The 16,971-nt window shown below is 70.9% G+C and carries 20 protein-coding genes; 11 read left to right on the top strand and 9 right to left on the bottom strand.

Annotated elements, in window-relative coordinates:
• Positions 1-38: 38 nt before the first annotated feature.
• From AMK21_RS20550 to amaP, 5 genes are read left to right on the top strand one after another with little or no spacing between them, the layout of a single operon-like run.
• Positions 39-515 carry an Asp23/Gls24 family envelope stress response protein gene (locus AMK21_RS20550; RefSeq protein ID WP_073880020.1) on the top strand — a complete coding sequence of 159 codons (477 nt, stop codon included), beginning with the start codon at positions 39-41 and terminating at the stop codon, positions 513-515.
• Positions 516-554: 39 nt separating this feature from the next.
• Positions 555-746, top strand: a complete 192-nt coding sequence (locus tag AMK21_RS20545) for a hypothetical protein (RefSeq protein WP_012381448.1) — start codon at positions 555-557, stop codon at positions 744-746.
• Positions 743-1,090 carry an Asp23/Gls24 family envelope stress response protein gene (locus AMK21_RS20540; protein WP_073880018.1) on the top strand — a complete coding sequence of 116 codons (348 nt, stop codon included), beginning with the start codon at positions 743-745 and terminating at the stop codon, positions 1,088-1,090. The genes AMK21_RS20545 and AMK21_RS20540 overlap by 4 nt, the downstream gene beginning before the upstream one ends.
• The gene (locus AMK21_RS20535; protein WP_073880016.1) at positions 1,087-1,767 is read left to right on the top strand and encodes a DUF6286 domain-containing protein; all 681 of its coding nucleotides are present in this window, start codon (positions 1,087-1,089) and stop codon (positions 1,765-1,767) included. The genes AMK21_RS20540 and AMK21_RS20535 overlap by 4 nt, the downstream gene beginning before the upstream one ends.
• A complete protein-coding gene (gene amaP / locus AMK21_RS20530; protein ID WP_073880014.1) occupies positions 1,764-2,351 on the top strand; it encodes an alkaline shock response membrane anchor protein AmaP in 588 nt (195 codons plus the stop codon). Before AMK21_RS20535 ends, amaP begins: the two co-directional genes overlap by 4 nt.
• Positions 2,352-2,372: 21 nt before the next feature.
• On the opposite strand, the gene AMK21_RS20525 is transcribed toward amaP, so the two are convergent.
• The 5 genes from AMK21_RS20525 to AMK21_RS20505 all read right to left on the bottom strand — a co-directional run bounded on the left by AMK21_RS20525 (position 2,373) and on the right by AMK21_RS20505 (position 7,206).
• Entirely contained in the window at positions 2,373-3,128 is a 756-nt protein-coding gene (locus AMK21_RS20525; protein WP_073880012.1) for an SDR family oxidoreductase, read from the bottom strand.
• A 4-nt stretch (positions 3,129-3,132) separates the two neighbouring features.
• Entirely contained in the window at positions 3,133-4,926 is a 1,794-nt protein-coding gene (locus tag AMK21_RS20520) for a glycoside hydrolase family 15 protein (RefSeq protein ID WP_073880010.1), read from the bottom strand.
• An 84-nt stretch (positions 4,927-5,010) separates the two neighbouring features.
• The gene (locus AMK21_RS20515; RefSeq protein WP_073880008.1) at positions 5,011-5,817 is read right to left on the bottom strand and encodes an SURF1 family protein; all 807 of its coding nucleotides are present in this window, start codon (positions 5,815-5,817) and stop codon (positions 5,011-5,013) included.
• 78 nt (positions 5,818-5,895) lie between these two features.
• Positions 5,896-6,129 (bottom strand): hypothetical protein, encoded by a 234-nt coding sequence (locus tag AMK21_RS20510; RefSeq protein ID WP_012381452.1) that lies wholly within the window; start codon positions 6,127-6,129, stop codon positions 5,896-5,898.
• Positions 6,130-6,192: 63 nt separating this feature from the next.
• The gene (locus tag AMK21_RS20505) at positions 6,193-7,206 is read right to left on the bottom strand and encodes a DEDDh family exonuclease (protein WP_073880006.1); all 1,014 of its coding nucleotides are present in this window, start codon (positions 7,204-7,206) and stop codon (positions 6,193-6,195) included.
• A 288-nt stretch (positions 7,207-7,494) separates the two neighbouring features.
• Here AMK21_RS20505 and AMK21_RS20500 point away from each other — a divergent pair, with 288 nt between their 5' ends.
• Complete coding sequence (locus AMK21_RS20500; RefSeq protein ID WP_073880004.1) at positions 7,495-8,430, top strand: sterol desaturase family protein; 936 nt, start codon at positions 7,495-7,497, stop codon at positions 8,428-8,430.
• A complete protein-coding gene (locus tag AMK21_RS20495; RefSeq protein ID WP_073880002.1) occupies positions 8,427-9,101 on the top strand; it encodes a lysoplasmalogenase in 675 nt (224 codons plus the stop codon). Before AMK21_RS20500 ends, AMK21_RS20495 begins: the two co-directional genes overlap by 4 nt.
• An 87-nt stretch (positions 9,102-9,188) precedes the next feature.
• Here AMK21_RS20495 and AMK21_RS20490 read toward each other — a convergent pair whose 3' ends face one another.
• Positions 9,189-10,724: a S8 family peptidase gene (locus tag AMK21_RS20490; RefSeq protein WP_073880000.1), complete on the bottom strand. Its 1,536-nt coding sequence runs from the start codon at positions 10,722-10,724 to the stop codon at positions 9,189-9,191.
• A gap of 347 nt (positions 10,725-11,071) precedes the next feature.
• Between AMK21_RS20490 and AMK21_RS20485 the strand changes: the two genes are divergently transcribed.
• The 3 genes from AMK21_RS20485 (at position 11,072) to moaA (ending at position 14,250) form a co-directional block, all read left to right on the top strand.
• Positions 11,072-11,437, top strand: coding sequence for a DUF485 domain-containing protein (locus tag AMK21_RS20485; RefSeq protein ID WP_073879998.1), 366 nt, complete (start codon positions 11,072-11,074; stop codon positions 11,435-11,437).
• Positions 11,434-13,077 (top strand): cation acetate symporter, encoded by a 1,644-nt coding sequence (locus AMK21_RS20480; protein WP_073879996.1) that lies wholly within the window; start codon positions 11,434-11,436, stop codon positions 13,075-13,077. The genes AMK21_RS20485 and AMK21_RS20480 overlap by 4 nt, the downstream gene beginning before the upstream one ends.
• A 183-nt stretch (positions 13,078-13,260) precedes the next feature.
• Entirely contained in the window at positions 13,261-14,250 is a 990-nt protein-coding gene (gene moaA, locus AMK21_RS20475) for a GTP 3',8-cyclase MoaA (protein ID WP_073879994.1), read from the top strand.
• A gap of 9 nt (positions 14,251-14,259) precedes the next feature.
• Here the strand turns inward: moaA and AMK21_RS20470 are convergent, their stop codons facing one another.
• Both AMK21_RS20470 and AMK21_RS20465 read right to left on the bottom strand, forming a co-directional pair.
• Positions 14,260-14,502 carry a hypothetical protein gene (locus AMK21_RS20470; RefSeq protein WP_073879992.1) on the bottom strand — a complete coding sequence of 81 codons (243 nt, stop codon included), beginning with the start codon at positions 14,500-14,502 and terminating at the stop codon, positions 14,260-14,262.
• 221 nt (positions 14,503-14,723) lie between these two features.
• A complete protein-coding gene (locus AMK21_RS20465) occupies positions 14,724-15,101 on the bottom strand; it encodes a DUF3099 domain-containing protein (RefSeq protein ID WP_107429961.1) in 378 nt (125 codons plus the stop codon).
• Between the two features lie 204 nt (positions 15,102-15,305).
• Here AMK21_RS20465 and AMK21_RS20460 point away from each other — a divergent pair, with 204 nt between their 5' ends.
• Positions 15,306-15,581, top strand: a complete 276-nt coding sequence (locus tag AMK21_RS20460) for a GlsB/YeaQ/YmgE family stress response membrane protein (RefSeq protein WP_073879990.1) — start codon at positions 15,306-15,308, stop codon at positions 15,579-15,581.
• Positions 15,582-15,680: 99 nt separating this feature from the next.
• Here the strand turns inward: AMK21_RS20460 and tyrS are convergent, their stop codons facing one another.
• On the bottom strand, positions 15,681-16,952 hold the full coding sequence (gene tyrS / locus AMK21_RS20455) for a tyrosine--tRNA ligase (RefSeq protein WP_073879988.1): 1,272 nt from the start codon (positions 16,950-16,952) through the stop codon (positions 15,681-15,683).
• Positions 16,953-16,971 lie beyond the last annotated feature (19 nt).

Below are 16,971 nucleotides of genomic sequence, written 5' to 3'. Positions count from 1 at the left end.
AAGGAAGTCCCCACCCCGCCCCGAAAGGAAGAGCGGCGATGACTGAGACACCCCAGCACAACAGCCCCGGCAGCGGTTCGGGCAAGTCCCCTCTGAGCAAACGAGGCGGTGGGGATCCCGGCACCCGCGGCCGCACCACCATCGCCGACGGCGTCGTCGAGAAGATCGCCGGAATGGCCGCACGCGATGTGGTCGGCGTCCACGCCATGGGCAGCGGCCTGTCCCGGACCTTCGGCGCGGTCCGCGACCGGGTCCCCGGCGGCGGCAAGTCCGTCACCCGCGGTGTGAAGGCCGAGGTCGGCGAGTCCCAGGCCGCCCTCGACCTGGAGATCGTCGTCGACTACGGCGTGGCCATCTCCGACGTGGCCCGCGACGTCCGCCAGAACGTCGTCGAGGCGGTGGAGCGCATGACCGGCCTCGAAGTCGTCGAGGTCAACATCGCGGTCAGCGACGTCAAGCTGCCCGACGAGGACGACGACGAGGACGACGGCGATCAGCAGCAGCGAGTCCAGTAAATTCCGGGTTCCCCGCCGAAAGGCAGTTGAGGAGAGACGATGAGCATGGCTGTGGCCGGTCTGCTGGCCGGCATGGCGCTGGGATTCGCCGGATATTTCGGCGGGTTCGGAGCCTTCGTACTGGTGGCCGCGTTGGGCGCGGTCGGCTTCATCGCCGGCCGCTTCCTGGACGGTGACCTGGAACCCGGCGACTTCTTCCGGAGTCGCGAGCGCGGCGACCGGCGACGGTGACGGCGGTGACCGGGCGGGTCGCCGCCGCCGAACGGGGCGAGACCCGGATCGCCGACCGGGTCGTCGCCAAGATCGCCGCCCAGGCGGCGAAGGAAGCCGTCGACCATCCGCCCTCGAACGGGGCCTCCCCCCGCGCCACGGTCACCGTCCACCGTGACGCCGCCCGCGTACGGGTCAGCCTGGAGCTCGGCTACCCCTGCGACATCGGCCGCCAGTGCGGTGCCGTGCGGAGCAGGGTCGCCCAGCGGGTCACGTCGCTTGCGGGCATGGAGGTGCCCGAAGTGGCCGTCCAGGTCGAACGGCTGCACCCGGCCACCGGCGGAGCACAGGGGAGGATCCGATGACCGAACCCGTCGACCCCACCGGCTCCACCCGGTGGATGCCCACGGTGGATCAGGCCGGCGGTGGGACGCACACCCCCGACCCCGGCACCCCCTCCGACCACGACCGGGTCCCCACCCTGGAGCAGGGCGGCGGCCGGGCCGGCCGCTTCTGGTCCGCGCGCCGGGTACCGGCCGCACTGCTGGCCCTGGTGCTCCTGGGCGCCGCCGGGCTGCTGCTCTACGACATCGCCGCCGTACGGACCGGGCATCCGGCCATGCAGTGGCGGCGCTCCCTCGCCGACGGCCTCGCCGATCGGCAGCTCGACGACGTCGCGGTGCTCATCGGCGCGGGGGCCGCCGCACTGATCGGCCTCTGGCTGCTCCTTCTCGCCCTCACCCCCGGGCTGCGCGATCTGCTGCCGATGCGCCGCGACCGCGCCGGCGTACGCGCCGGACTCGACCGGACCGCCGCCGCACTCGTCCTGCGGGACCGGGCCGTGCGGGTGCCCGGGGTGCAGTCCGTCCGGGTCCGGATGGGACGGCGCAAGGCGAAGGTGCGCGCCCTCTCGCACTTCCGGGAACTCGACGACGTACGCGGCGACCTGAACACCGTACTGGCCACGGCCGTCCGGGAACTGGGCCTGGCGAAGCCGCCCGGCCTCTCCGTCCAGGTGCACCGACCGGCGAAGAAGGGATGAGCGGCATGCGCTCCACCGTCAACCGGGTCCTGCTGGCCCTGGCCGGTCTCCTGCTGATCGCCGTGGGCGGAGGGGTGCTCGCCGTCGGCCTCGGCGTCTCCCTGCCGTCCTGGTGGCCCTGGGACGGCAAGAACGACGTGCTGCTCAGCGCGGACGACCGGGGCCGCTGGCGCGACGAGGGCTGGTGGTGGCCGACCGTGATCGCGGTCCTCGCCGTCCTGGTCGTCCTCGCCCTGTGGTGGCTCCTCGCCCAGCTCCGGCGCGGCCGCCTCTCCGACGTGCTGGTCGACAGCGGCGACGGTGAGGGCGCGCAGGTACGGGGCAAGGCGCTGGAGGGCGTGCTCGCCGACGAGGCGGGCGAGGTGGACGGAGTGGCCCGCGCCCAGGCGGCCCTGACCGGCCGCCGGACCGCCCCGCAGGCCCGCATCCGGCTGCTGATGGAGCCGCACGCCGCCCCCGAGCAGGCGCTGAACGCGGTGGCCGACGGAGCGCTGGCCCACGCCCGCGATTCGGCCGGCCTGGACGAGCTCCCGGCCGAGGTACGGCTGCGGGCCGTCAAGCACCGCGCGGAGCGGGTGGCCTGACGGCCCGTGGACCGGGCTTCCTCAGAACCCGCGCCGCGAACCGCCGTCGACCGGCACCATGATCCCCGTCAGATACGAGGCGGCGGGGGAGAGCAGGAAGGCCGCGGTCTTCCCGAACTCCTCCGGCGTCCCGTAGCGCCGCAGCGGGATACGCGCCTCGTTGGCCGTACGGGCCGCCTCGGCGTCGCCCGAGAGCGCGTCCAGCTCGCGGACCCGGTCGGTGTCGATCCGGGCGGGCAGCACCCCGACGACCCGGATGCCGCGCGGCCCCAGCTCGTCGGCGAGCGACTTGGCGAAACCGGCGAGGCCGGGGCGCAGCCCGTTGGAGATGGTCAGTCCGCCGATCGGCTCGTGCACCGACCCGGAGAGCACGAAGCCGATGACGCCGCCCTCGCCCAGTGCGGCGGCGGTCGTCCGGGCGAGCCGGACCGCTCCGAGGAACACCGTCTCGAACGCCGTCTGCCACTGGTCGTCCGTGTTGTCGGCGGCGAAGCCGGGCGCGGGCCCGCCGACGCTGATGAGCACACCGTCGAGCCGCCCGAATCGCTCCCGGGCCGTGTCCACCAGCCGCTGGGCGGCGCTCGGGTCGGCGTTGTCGGCGGCGAGACCCACGGCGTCCGGCCCCAGCTCGGCGGCGGCCTCCTCGGCGCCCCTCTCGTCCCGGCCGGTGATGATCACCTTCGCGCCGTCGGCGGCCAGGGCGCGCGCCGTGGCGTTGCCGAGCCCCCGGGTCGCGCCGGTGACGATGTACACGCGGTCCTTCAGTCCAAGATCCATGGCCCTATCCTGCCGGGTCCACCCCGGCGAGGTCGACCGCGGAGTTGACCAGTCCGATATGGCTGAACGCCTGGGGGAAGTTGCCCAGCTGCCGCCCGGCCGCGACGTCGTACTCCTCGGCCAGCAGCCCCACATCGCTGCGGAGCTCCAGCAGATGCTCGAACAGCTCCCGCGCCTCACCGGGCCTGCCGATCCGCTGCAAGGCGTCCACCAGCCAGAACGAGCAGGCGAGGAACGCCCCCTCGTCGCCGGGCAGCCCGTCGACGGAGACCCCCTCGGTGCTGTAGCGGCGGACCAGCCCGTCGCTGCCCAGCTCGTCGCGGACCGCGTCGACCGTGCCGATGACCCGGGGGTCGTCGGGCGGCAGGAACCCGGTCCGCACGATGAGCAGCGTCGCCGCGTCCAGCTCCCGCGACCCGTAGGACTGGGTGAAGGTGTTCCGCGCGGGGTCGTACCCCTTCTCGCACACCTCGGCGTGCACGGCGTCCCGCATCGCCCGCCAGCGGTCCGCGTCTCCGGGCAGCTCGGGGTTCTCCTCCAGCGAGCGCACCGCCCGGTCGGCGGCGACCCAGGCCATCACCTTGGAGTGCACGAAGTGGCGCCGCGGGCCGCGGATCTCCCACAGCCCCTCGTCCGGCTCCCGCCACGAGGACTCCAGGAAGCCGAGCAGGCTGAGCTGGAGGTTCCAGGCGTGCGGCTTGTCGTCCAGACCGGCGACGCGGGCGAGCCGGAGCGCGTCGATGACCTCCCCGTAGACATCCAGCTGGCGCTGGCGGACCGCCGCGTTGCCGGTGCGCACCGGGCGGGAGTTCTCGTACCCGGCGAGCCAGGGCAGCTCCATCTCGGGGAGCCGGCGCTCGCCCGCGAGCCCGTACATGATCTGGAGGTCCGCCGGATCCCCGGCCACGGCCCGCAGCAGCCAGTCGCGCCAGGCCGCCGCCTCCTCCAGATAGCCGGCCGAGACCATCGCCCCGAGGGTGAGCGTCGCGTCCCGCAGCCAGCAGAAGCGGTAGTCCCAGTTCCGTACGCCGCCGATCTCCTCCGGCAACGAGGTGGTCGGGGCCGCCACGATGCCGCCCGTCGGGGCGTACGTCAGCGCCTTCAGGATGATCAGCGAGCGCATCACGGCCTCGCGGTACGGGCCCTCGTAGGTGCACCTGGCGGTCCACTTCGCCCAGTCGTGCAGCGTGTGCTTCAGCGCCTTGTGCGGGTCGATCAGTTTCGGCCGGGGCGAGTGCGAGGGGTGCCAGGTGAGGACGAACGCCACGCTCTCGCCCTCGGTGACGGTGAACGAGGAGCAGGTGCTGAACTGCTGGCCCCACGTCTTGACCGGCGGTTCGCTGCGCAGCCAGACGGAGTCGGGGCCGGCGACCGCGACCCGGTGGCCGTGCGACCGGCGTACCCACGGCACCACGGATCCGAAGTCGAAGCGCAGCCGCAGGACGGAGCTCATGTCGACGGTGCCGCTGACGCCCTCGACGATCCGCATCACATCGGGCGACTTGTCCCGCTGCGGCATGAAGTCGATGACCTTGACCGTGCCGGTCCGGGTCTCCCAGTACGTCTCCAGGACGAGCGAACCCCCCGTGTAACCCCGTCGGGTGCAGGTGTCCGTGGGCCCGGCTCCCTGCGGGGCGATGCGCCAGTGGCCGTTCTCCTCGGTGCCGAGCAGAGCGGCGAAGCAGGCGCCGGAGTCGAAGCGGGGCAGGCAGAGCCAGTCGATCGAACCGTTCCTGCCGACGAGCGCGGCGGTCTGGAGATCGCCGATCAGGGCGTAGTCCTCAATGCGTGGGGTCACGCTCTGGCGTGTTCCCGAACAGGACCCTCGTCAACCAGCCCCTCGGTGTGCCGGAGCTCTCAGAACCCCTGGACCGAAAGGCTCTCAGGCGCTCGCGGTCTCCGGCCGCTCGGCGGCGGTACCGGTCGGCTCACCCTTCGCGGCGGCCTCCTCGCGGTCGCGCTTCTCCCGCCGTACGAGGATGACCCAGCCGACCGGAACTGCGGCGACGAACAGCCACCACTGGACGGCGTACGCCATGTGCGCGCCGATGGAGCTGTCGTCGGGGTCGGGGATCTGCTCGGGCAGCCCGCCCGCGGGCTGCGGTGCGGTCTGCTCGATGTACCCGCCGAGGACCTCGCGGGAGAGCAGATGCGCCTGCTGCTCGCTGTTGATCAGCATCACCTGCCGGTCCGGCAGCCCCGCCAGATCCTTGATGCCGCTGCTGCCGGTCGTCTCGTCCGCCTTGAGCCGCCCGGTGACGGTCACTTCGCCCTGGGGGGCGGGCGGCACGTCCGGATACGCCGTCTGGTTCGGCGCGGCGGGCACCCAGCCCCGGTTGACCAGGACGGTGCCCCCGTCCCTGAGGTCCAGCGGCGTCAGCACATGCACGCCGATCTTGTCGTCCTCGGACGTACGCCGGCGGACCACCACCTCGTGCTCGCTGTCGAACGTGCCGGTCGCCATCACCGCCCGCCAGTAGTCGGCGCGCGGGACGGTGTGCCCGGGGGAGGTGAGATCGGTGACCGGGAGCGGCTGCGCCTTGAGGTTCCGCGAGATCAGCTCGTTCTGCGCGACCCGGTGCTGATGCCGGTGCAACTGCCAGAAACCCAGCTCGACCATGGTCGGCATCAGGACGAGAGCCAGCAGGGTGAGAATCACCCACTGCCGGGTCAACAGGAAGCGGTACACCCCATGACCGTACAACCGGGGTCATGGGGCGCGGCACTCAGGGGTACTGCCGGGCAGGCCCGGCAAAGGGATGTTCCCTCACACTTTGTCCACGATGCCCGCCCTCCCTTCGGCGCGGGCGCAGTGGGCGCCGCAGTACCAGTGCCCGTCGGCCTCGACGCCCTGCCCGATCACCTGGACCCGGCAGTGCTCGCAGATCGGCGCCATGCGGTGGATGGCGCAGGAGAAGCAGTCGAAGACGTGCACCGCGCCCTGCGCGTGCACCTCGAAGGACATGCCGTAGTCGTTTCCGCAAACCTCGCAACGTGCCATGCGCCACAGGGTGGGACGCGGGGCGGCGACGGGCCAGCGGACTCCGGGCGAGTCGCGCCCGGTTCACTCCGATGACGGTGGCGGCGCCTGGTGCGGGAGGACGACCCCGTCGGCGGGCGCCACATCGCGCAGCAGATGGGTGAAGGAGCTCTCCTCCAGGATCGGCGTGCCGAACGACTTCGCCTTCTGCGTCTTCGACGTCGCCGCGTCCGGGTCGTTGGTCACCAGCAGACTGGTCAGCCGCGACACGCTGGTCGCCACATGAAGCCCCGCCTCCACCGCCCGGTCCTCCAGCAGCTCCCGGTCGATCGAGGTGTCCCCGGAGAACGCCACCCGCATCCCCTGCTTGAGCGGCTTCTCCTTCTCGTACCGCCCCGGATTGGGATACGGGCAGGCCGGCCGCTTCCGCGAGGGCCGCCAGCTGTTCGGCTGCCGCGCGGGCTGATACCCGACGCGCGGGGCGACGGGGGAGTCGGACCACTCGGTCAGCGGCCGGCACTCCAGCAACGGCAGCCGCACCCCGCCCCGGGCCGCCGCGTGCAGACTCGGCCGGAACGCCTCGGCCAGCACCCGGGCGTCGTCCAGGGCGTGGTGGGCGTGCTGCTGTACGACGCCGAAGTGGGCGGCGAGGGAGGCCAGCTTGTGGTTGGGCAGCGGCAGCCGCAGCTCCTTGGCGAGCGCGATCGTGCAGAGCCGCTGCTCGACCGGGGCGACCACCGCGGCCCGGGCGTACTCCCGGGCGATCATCGACCAGTCGAACGCCGCGTTGTGCGCGACGAGCACCCGGCCCGCGAGCCGCGCCGACAACTCGGCGGCGACCTCGGGGAAGAGCGGCGCGCCTTCCAGTACGTCGCTCGTCAGCCCGTGGATCCAGACGGGACCGGGGTCCCGCTCCGGATTCACCAGCGTGTACCAGTGGTCCTCGACATTGCCCAGGGCGTCGAGCCGGTAGACGGCGGCGGACACTATCCGGTCGTCGCGGGCGAGGCCGGTGGTCTCCACGTCGACGACCGCGTACCCCTGGGGGTAGGCGGTCGGCCATGGTGCGGCTGTCTGGCGGTCGTCGAGCATGGTCACAGAGAATACGGGCCGCGACTGACAGTGCCCTATTCGGCCGGGACACCACCGGCGACAGATCGTGAGGGTCGTCCGACACGTTCGGGTGCCGATCACCGTCGTGGCCGACCGGGACAGGGCAACTTCCGTACCGAACACGGGTGTTTCTCCTTCTCGGCCACAACGTGTCCCGCACATCCTCCAGTCGGGCCATTGGCAGAAGGTGCCAAAGACTGCTGACACCAGATCTCGCATACTTGTGGGTAACAACGTCTAGCCCTCACCGATCCGCGGCCCTACGGTGCTCGCATGGAGCCGAACCTGCCCGATGTCGTGCTGTGGTCAATACCGGCCTTCGTGCTGCTCACCGTGATCGAGATGGTCAGCTACCGCCTCCACCCCGACGAGGACGCCGCCGGGTACGACACGAAGGACGCCGCCACCAGCCTCACGATGGGGCTCGGCAGCCTCGGATTCGACCTGCTGTGGAAGATCCCCATCCTGGCCGTCTACATGGGGGTCTACGAGCTGACGCCACTGCGGGTGCCGGTGCTGTGGTGGACCGTCCTGCTGATGCTCCTGGCCCAGGACTTCTTCTACTACTGGTCCCACCGCGGCCACCACGTCGTCCGGATCCTGTGGGCCTGCCACGTGGTGCACCACTCCAGCCGGAAGTTCAACCTCACCACCGCGCTGCGCCAGCCCTGGACCTCCGCCACCGTCTGGCCCTTCTACCTCCCGCTCATCGCCTGCGGGGTGCACCCGGCGGCGCTCGCCTTCTGCCAGTCGGCCAACCTCGTCTACCAGTTCTGGGTCCACACCGAACGCGTGGGCAAGCTCCCGCGCCCCTTCGAGTACGTCCTCAACACGCCCTCGCACCACCGCGTCCACCACGCCTCGCAGGGCAGCTACCTGGACCGCAACTACGGCGGCATCCTGATCATCTGGGACCGGATGTTCGGGTCCTTCGCGGCCGAGACCGAGCGGCCCGTCTACGGACTCACCAAGAACATCGCCACCCACAACCCGCTGCGCGTCGCCACCCATGAGTACGCCGCCATCGCCCGGGACGTCCGGGCCGCCGGGAGCTGGAGCGAGCGCGCCGGGCGGGTCTTCCGGGGGCCGGGCTGGCAGCCCGCTCCCAGAACGGGCGCCGAAGCCGTCGTTCCTGAGCCCGTTCCCGTACGCGCCGAAGCTCCCGCCTCCGTACCCGCCGCGGCCCCCGCCCCGGGACACACCCGATGAGCGCCACCGCGTCCCGCCCCGCCCGGCCGGAGGCGGCAGGGCCTGGCCGGTTCGCCCGGCCCCTGCTCATCGCCTTCCTCCTCGCAGCCGCCGTCGACCTGGCCGGGCTCCTCGCCGGGCACGACACCGTCCACCTGGTCGCCAAGCCGCTGCTGATGCCGCTGCTCGCCGGATACGCCGCCGTCCGGGGCGGGCCCCGGCTGCTCACCGTGGCCCTGCTGTTCGGGTGGGGTGGGGACGTGTTCCTGCTCGCCGACAACGACCTGGCGTTCCTCCTCGGGATGGGCTCCTTCGCCGTCGGCCATGTCTGCTACCTGACGCTGTTCGGCCGGGACCGGGCCCCCGCGGCCCTGACCACGGGGGTCGCGTACGTTCTCGTCCTCGCCGTCTTCCTCGTCCTGATCTGGTCCGACCTCCCGGCGGAGCTGCGTGTTCCGGTGGCCGGCTACAGCCTGCTGCTCACCGCGATGGCGTGGCGGGCCGGTGTGCTCGGCCGGTACACGGCGGCCGGCGGGGCGCTCTTCCTGCTCTCCGACGCCCTCATCGCCACCGGTATCGCGGAATGGCCCCGGCTGCCCGCCCCTGACTTCTGGGTGATGCTCACCTACATCGCCGCGCAGCTCCTGCTGGCCCTCGGGGTGGTGAGGGCGGGGCGGGCCGACCGGCCGTAGGAGTACGGACGTACGAGCAGGGGCCCGGGGGAGCTGCCCCGGGCCCCTGCCGTGATGGCCGTGCCTACCGTGTCACGCGCCTGCCGCCTACCAGCGGACCGCGTCCAGTGCGTCCACCACTCCGGCCCCGTAGAAGCCGTTGTAGCTCTTGCCGCCCTCGCAGACCGCGTCGATGACCCCGTCACCGTTGTAGTCGTACGGCTCGCCGCACGCCTTCGCGTCCGCCTGGAGGCCCAGCAGCACCTTCACCGCGGCCGGAGAGGCGTGCGGGTGCCGGGACTTGATCAGGGCCACGACGCCCGCGACGTGCGGGGACGCCATCGACGTACCGGCCTTGTAGCCGAACCTGTCGCCGGGCAGCGTGGAGAGGATCAGCCCGCTGACGGCCGGCGGCTCGGGGGTCTGGTAGACCGTCGAGTCACCGCCCGGGGCCGCCACGTCGATGACGCCCTTGCCGTAGTTCGAGTACGAGGACTTGAGGCCCTTGGCGCCCGTGGCGGAGACCGTCACGACGCCCGGCAGCATGGTCGGGATGTCGGGGCAGACCCGCGGGTCGATCGTCCGGGTGACCGGCTCGGTGTCGTTCGGGCTGGTCCGGTCCTCGATCGTGCGGGACAGGTCGTGGCGGGCGTTGCCCGCCGCGGCGACGTTGACCGTGCCCTTGCGCTCGGCGTACTTGACGGCCCGGGTGAGGGACTCGACCAGGGCGCCCTGGTCCGGGTCGTTCTTGCAGGCGTAGAGCCACGGGTCGGTGTAGTAGCTGTTGTTCGTCACCTCGACGCCGTGCTCGGCCGCCCAGAGGAAGCCGCAGACGACGGCCTCGGTGTAGAAGAAGCCGTCCGGGGTGGAGACCTTGATGCCGGAGACCTTCACACCCGGCGCCACCCCCGTCACGCCGAAGCCGTTCTTCGCCGCGGCGATGGTGCCCGCCACGTGCGTGCCGTGGTCGCTCTCGCCCGCCGCCGGTCGCCAGGAGCCGGCGGTGGTGTCCGGAGCGCCCGTGACGCAGTTGGCGGAGGCGGCGCGGTCGAAGTTGGGTGCCAGGTCCGGGTGGGTGTCGTCCACGCCCGTGTCGATGACGGCGACCGTCACATTCTTCGAGCCGAGCGACTTCTGGTGCGCCTTGTCCGCCTTGATCGCGGGAAGCGACCACTGCAGCGGCTCCAGCGGGTCCTGCTCCGCCGTCGCCTGGGCGGCCGCTGCCGCCGCCTGAGCCTCGGTCAGCGGCTGCGCTATGGCGCCGACGTCCTTGGTGGCCTGGGGCACGATCGGATTGGTCCGGGTCGCGCCCGCCGACTGCACGCCCCGTACCCGGCGGATCGTTTCGCCGAAGGCCGGGTTCTGCGAGTGGGCGACGATGACGCCGATCTGCTCATAGGCGATGACGACCGTGCCGCCGGCCTGTGTGATGGCCTTCTTCACCTGCTGGACGGCGGTGCGGCCGCTGCCGGTGTTGACGACGTAACTCAGCTTCGGTCCGTCGGTCCGCGGGGTCGCGGTGGCCGGTGCGCCGGTGGGCGCCGCCGTGGCCGACGCCGCCGGCAGGAAGCCGAGCGAGGCGACGAGCGCGAGTCCGACGGGCAGCGCGAGCGCGCGGGTCCGTCTCGATGCCAGATGAGCCATGGGTTCTCCACATCATCCGTGCCGGTCGACCGGACACCTGGCGTGTTCGGTCGCGTACATGACGAGTGAAGCTATCGCTGATCTTCCTGGCACATCAATGATTTGGGGCAAGTGAGTTCGAAGAGTGCACCTGTGCGGCCGAAGGCGTACGGGCGACTTCAGGCCACCGGGACGGATGGGCTTCCGGTCACCGGGATGGGCCCGAGAAGGCGAAAGATCCGGTGAACCGCTTCGTCGCGCCCTCCGTGCCGTTGTCCAGGAGGTACATCACCGTCCCCCGGTATCGAGGCCTCCCCATGACACCCACCGTCCCCCAGACCACCGCACCCGCGTCGCGAGGAGATTCCGTGGCTACCGATGCACCGCCGCCCGAGGGCCGTTTTGACACCGGCCCGGCCCAGCCCACCACCGAGGCGTTCAACGCGGTGCAGGCGAGTGCCGAGTTCGCCGACCTGCGCCGCTCGTTCCGCTCCTTCGCCTTCCCGCTCACCGTCGCCTTCGTGACCTGGTACCTGCTCTACGTCCTGCTCTGCAACTACGCGGGCGGCTTCATGAGCATCAAGGTCGCCGGCAACATCAACATGGCGCTCGTCCTCGGCCTCGCCCAGTTCGCCACCACCTTCCTCATCGCCGTGCTCTACTCCCGGCACGCCGCCACCAAGCTCGACCCGAAGGCCGAAGCGATCAAGTCCCGTATGGAGGCCGACGTATGAGTGCCGCCCACACCCTCTATCCGGCCGTCCAGCTCGCCGCCACCGAAGGCGCGAGCGAACACCGGCCACTGATCATCACCCTGTTCGCCGCCTTCGTCGTGGCGACCCTCTTCATCACCGTGTGGGCGGGCCGCCAGACCAAGAGCGCCTCCGACTTCTACGCGGGCGGCCGCCAGTTCACCGGCTTCCAGAACGGGCTCGCGGTCTCCGGCGACTACATGTCCGCGGCGTCCTTCCTGGGCATCGCGGGCGCCATCGCCCTCTTCGGATACGACGGCTTCCTCTACTCCATCGGTTTCCTCGTCGCCTGGCTCGTCGCCCTGCTCCTGGTCGCCGAACCCCTGCGCAACTCCGGCCGCTACACCATGGGCGACGTCCTCGCCTACCGGATGCGCCAGCGCCCCGTCCGTACCGCCGCGGGTACGTCCACCATCGTCGTCTCGATCTTCTACCTGCTGGCCCAGATGGCCGGTGCCGGCGTCCTCGTCTCTCTGCTGCTCGGCATCACCAGCGACTTCGGGAAGATCGTCATCGTCGCCCTGGTCGGCGTGCTCATGATCCTTTACGTCACCATCGGCGGTATGAAGGGCACCACCTGGGTGCAGATGGTCAAGGCCGTCCTGCTCATCGCGGGCACCCTGCTCATCACCTTCCTGATCCTGCTGAAGTTCAACTTCAACATCTCCGACCTGCTCGGCACCGCCGCCAGCAACAGCGGCAAGGGCGCAGCCTTCCTGGAGCCCGGCCTGAAGTACGGCGTCACCGGCGTCTCCAAGCTGGACTTCATCTCCCTCGGCATCGCCCTGGTCCTCGGCACCGCGGGCCTGCCGCACATCCTGATCCGCTTCTACACCGTGCCCACCGCCAAGGCCGCCCGTAAGTCCGTGAACTGGGCGATCGGCATCATCGGCGCCTTCTACCTGATGACGATCGTGCTCGGGTTCGGCGCCGCGGCGATCCTCAAGCCCGGCGACATCATCGCCTCGAACAAGGCGGGCAACACGGCGGCACCACTCGCCGCCCTGGAGATCGGCGGCGGCTCCGGATCCACCGGCGGCGCCATCCTCCTCGCGGTGATCTCCGCCGTCGCCTTCGCGACCATCCTCGCCGTCGTCGCCGGACTCACCCTCGCCTCCTCCTCGTCGTTCGCGCACGACATCTACGCCAACGTGATCCGGAAGGGGAAGGCCACCGAGAAGGAGGAGGTCCGCTCCGCACGCTGGGCCACCGTCGCCATCGGCATCGTCTCCATCGCGCTGGGCGCGCTCGCCCGCGACCTCAACGTGGCCGGACTGGTGGCCCTCGCGTTCGCGGTCGCCGCCTCCGCCAACCTGCCGACGATCCTCTACAGCCTCTTCTGGAAGCGGTTCACCACCCAGGGGGCCCTCTGGTCCATCTACGGCGGGCTCAGCTCCTCCGTCCTGCTGGTGCTCTTCTCGCCGGTCGTCTCCTCCAAGCCGACCTCGATGTTCCCGAGCGTCGACTTCGCCTGGTTCCCGCTGGAGAACCCCGGCCTGATCTCGATTCCGCTCGGTTTCCTGCTCGGCTGGCTCGGCTCGGTGATCGGCAAGGAGAAGCCCGACACCGACAAGTACGCCGAGCTGGAGGTCAAGTCCCTCACCGGCACCGGAGCGCACTGAGAGAGGGAATTCACCGAGCCGTTCGGTGCATCACCTACCCCTTGGGCCGGGCCGCGTCGTAGAGTCCTACGACGCGGCCCGGCCGCACCTCGTGGCAAACGGGCCCCTGCGATGTCACCGGTCTCACGTAGGCTCGGTGGAGAGCGTCCGTACCGACGACACCACCGGGGGAGGAGAGCCACCGTGCTCATCGACACCTATGACAGGGTCGCCACGGACCTGCGCGTGTCACTGACCGACAAGTGCAATCTGCGGTGCACCTACTGCATGCCGGAAGAGGGCCTGCAGTGGCTCGGCAAGAGCGAGTTGCTCTCGGACGACGAGATCGTGCGCCTGATCCGCATCGCGGTCACCAGCCTCGGCATCACCGAGGTCCGCTTCACCGGCGGGGAGCCCCTGCTCCGTCCCGGCCTCGCCTCCATCGTCGAGCAGTGCGCCGGCCTCACCCCGCGCCCCCGCATGTCGCTCACGACCAACGGCATCGGACTCAAGCGGACCGCCGCCGCCCTCAAGGCCGCAGGCCTCGACCGGGTCAACGTCTCGCTGGACACCCTGCGCCCCGACGTCTTCAAGACCCTCACCCGCCGTGACCGCCACAAGGACGTCCTGGAAGGCCTCGAAGCCGCCCGTGAGGCCGGCCTCACCCCGGTGAAGGTCAACTCCGTCCTGATGCCGGGACTCAACGACGACGAGGCCCCCGAGCTGCTGGCCTGGGCCGTCGCCAACGCGTACGAGCTCCGCTTCATCGAGCAGATGCCCCTGGACGCCCAGCACGGCTGGAAGCGCGACGGCATGATCACCGCCGGTGACATCCTGGCCTCGCTGCGCACGCGCTTCACCCTCACCGCCGAGGACGACGAAGCCCGCGGCTCCGCCCCCGCCGAGCGCTGGACCGTCGACGGCGGCCCGCACCGCGTGGGCGTGATCGCCTCGGTCACCCGCCCGTTCTGCCGCGCCTGCGACCGCACCCGGCTCACCGCCGACGGACAGATCCGCACCTGCCTCTTCGCCCGCGAGGAGACCGACCTGCGCTCCGCCCTGCGCTCGGACGCGCCGGACGAGGAGATAGCCCGCCTCTGGAAGGTCGCCATGTGGGGCAAGAAGGCGGGCTCCGGACTGGACGACCCGTCGTTCCTGCAGCCGGACCGCCCGATGTCGGCGATCGGCGGCTGACCAACCCCTTCATGGGCTCCCGGACTCCCAGTCGGCGAGCGCCACGACATCCTTGAGGAAGCCTCGTACGCCCAGGAACTGCGACAGGTGCTCCCGGTGCTCGTCGCAGGCCAGCCAGGTCTTGCGCCGCTCGGGCGTGTGCAGCTTGGGGTTGTTCCAGGCGAGCACCCAGACCGCGTCGGCCCGGCAGCCCTTGGCGGAACAGATCGGGGCACCAGCGGCGCTCTCGGCGGATGTCTCGGGGAAGATCACGGCACCCAGCCTAAGTCAGGTGCTCCGCACGCTGAACGACGCATCCCCGGCCGGAGGAACGGCGACGCCGAGCAGCCACGGGGGGAGCTGCCCGGCGTCGGTCCATCGCTCCGACGGGGGATGCGGAGCGCCTCTGAAGTATGTCACGGGCACCGGGGTCCGGTGCACCGGAACGTCATGATTGATCTGAGCCTTTCCGGAGCTTCGCGGGACGCGCGGGCTCAGATGTGCTCCTGTGACGGGGGCACCCACCCGGCCCGCCCCTCGTGGCCCTCGGACTCGGCGCGACCGGCGGTCGGAGCGGCCTCCACGGCGGGCCGCACCGGTGCGGTGAGATACGCCGACGGCAGTGAAGGGGCGCTCTCCCGGCCCGCGTTGGCGATGACCACCGCCACGTACGGCAGCAGCACTCCCAGAGCGAGCGCCACGATCGCGACATGCCGCTCCACGTTCCACAGCACCGCGGCCAGCACCACCGACACCGTACGCACGGACATCGAGATCACATAGCGCCGCTGCCTGCCCCGCACATCGTCGGCCAGGCCCTGACGGGCCTCCGTGATCCGGAAGACCTCCACCTCGTCGCTCTTCCGCAGCATGTGTTCCACCACCAGATCTCTGTGCCGGACGCTCCGGGACCGGGCCGCATCCACGGTACGCCGGGTACCCCGTGTACCGAAGACCGGGGCGCGCCCACCGCCGCCCTTGACGCCCCCACCCTTACGGCCCAGCCCGGAGTGCGGCCGACCGCCGGCCGCCCAAGACTGGGCGGCAGCGCACTCCGCGCCGTACGAGGAGGCGAAATGAGCTGGTTGTGGGCAATCATCGTGGGCCTGGTGCTTGGTGTGATCGCACGAGCGATCCTGCCGGGCAAACAAGACATCCCACTCTGGCTGACGGCCGTGTTCGGCATTCTCGGCTCCATCCTCGGTAACGCCGTGGCCAGCTGGATCGGCGTCGAGGACACCAAGGGCATCGACTGGATCCGCCATCTGCTCCAGCTGATCGGTGCCGTGGCCGTCGTCGGTGTCGGGGACATGGCCTGGCAGTCCATCCGCGGCAACAAGAACAGAACCTGACCCGGGGCTGGACAGCACAGCAGCAAAGCACAGCGCCGCGGCCGGACACACGAGGAAAAGCGTGTCCGGCCGCGGCGCTGTGGTGCGGTACGGCGAGCCTCAGCCGGCCGGGACTACCTCCACGGCCGCCAGGTTCTTCTTGCCCCGGCGCAGCACCAGCCAGCGACCGTGCAGCAGCTCCCCGGCGGCCGGCGCGACCTCACCGTCGGCGACCTTCACGTTGTTCACGTAGGCGCCGCCCTCCTTGACCGTGCGCCGGGCACCCGACTTGCTCGGTGCGAGACCGACCTCCACCAGAAGGTCCACCAGCGGGCCGAGCTCGCGGACCCGGGCGTGCGGCACCTCGGAGAGGGCCGCGCTCAGCGTCGTCTCGTCCAGCTCGGCCAGGTCGCCCTGGCCGAACAGCGCCTTCGACGCCGCGATGACCGCCGCGCACTGCGCCCCGCCGTGCACCAGCGCGGTCAGCTCCTCGGCCAGCGCCCGCTGCGCGGAACGCGCCTGCGGCCGCTCCTCGGTCAGCTGCTCCAGCTCCTCGAGCTCCTCACGGCTCTTGAAGCTGAGGATGCGCATGTAGCGGGAGATGTCCCGGTCGTCCACGTTCAGCCAGAACTGGTAGAACGCGTACGGCGTGGTCATCTCCGGGTCCAGCCAGACGGCGCCGCTCTCGGACTTGCCGAACTTGGTCCCGTCCGCCTTCACCATCAGCGGCGTCGCCAGCGCGTGCACGGTGGCACCCGGCTCCAGGCGGTGGATCAGGTCGATGCCCGCGGTGAGGTTGCCCCACTGGTCGCTGCCGCCCTGCTGGAGGACGCAGCCGTAGCGGCGGTACAGCTCCAGGAAGTCCATCCCCTGGAGCAGCTGGTAGCTGAACTCCGTGTAGCTGATGCCCTCCTGCGACTCCAGCCGGCGCGCGACCGAGTCCTTGGTGAGCATCTTGTTGACCCGGAAGTGCTTGCCGATGTCCCGCAGGAACTCGATCGCGGACATCCCCGCGGTCCAGTCCAGGTTGTTGACCATCGTCGCCGCGTTCGGGCCCTCGAAGGTGAGAAAGGGCTCGATCTGCTCCCGCAGCCGCTGCACCCAGGCCGCGATGGTCTCCGGGTCGTTCAGCGTGCGCTCGGCGGTCGGGCGCGGGTCACCGATCTGACCGGTGGCCCCGCCGACCAGGGCGAGCGGGCGGTGCCCCGCCTGCTGGAGCCGGCGCACGGTGAGGACCTGCACGAGGTGCCCCACGTGCAGGCTCGCCGCGGTCGGGTCGAAGCCGCAATAGAAGGTGACGGGACCGTCCGCGAGAGCCTTGCGCAATGCGTCCTCGTCAGTGGACTGGGCGAACAGCCCGCGCCACTTCAGCTCGTCGACGATGTCCGTCACGGTTCCGGTGCTCCTTGCG

Source organism: Streptomyces sp. CB00316, assembly GCF_001905595.1.
Classification (GTDB): domain Bacteria; phylum Actinomycetota; class Actinomycetes; order Streptomycetales; family Streptomycetaceae; genus Streptomyces.
This window is presented reverse-complemented; position numbering and strand designations above follow the sequence as displayed.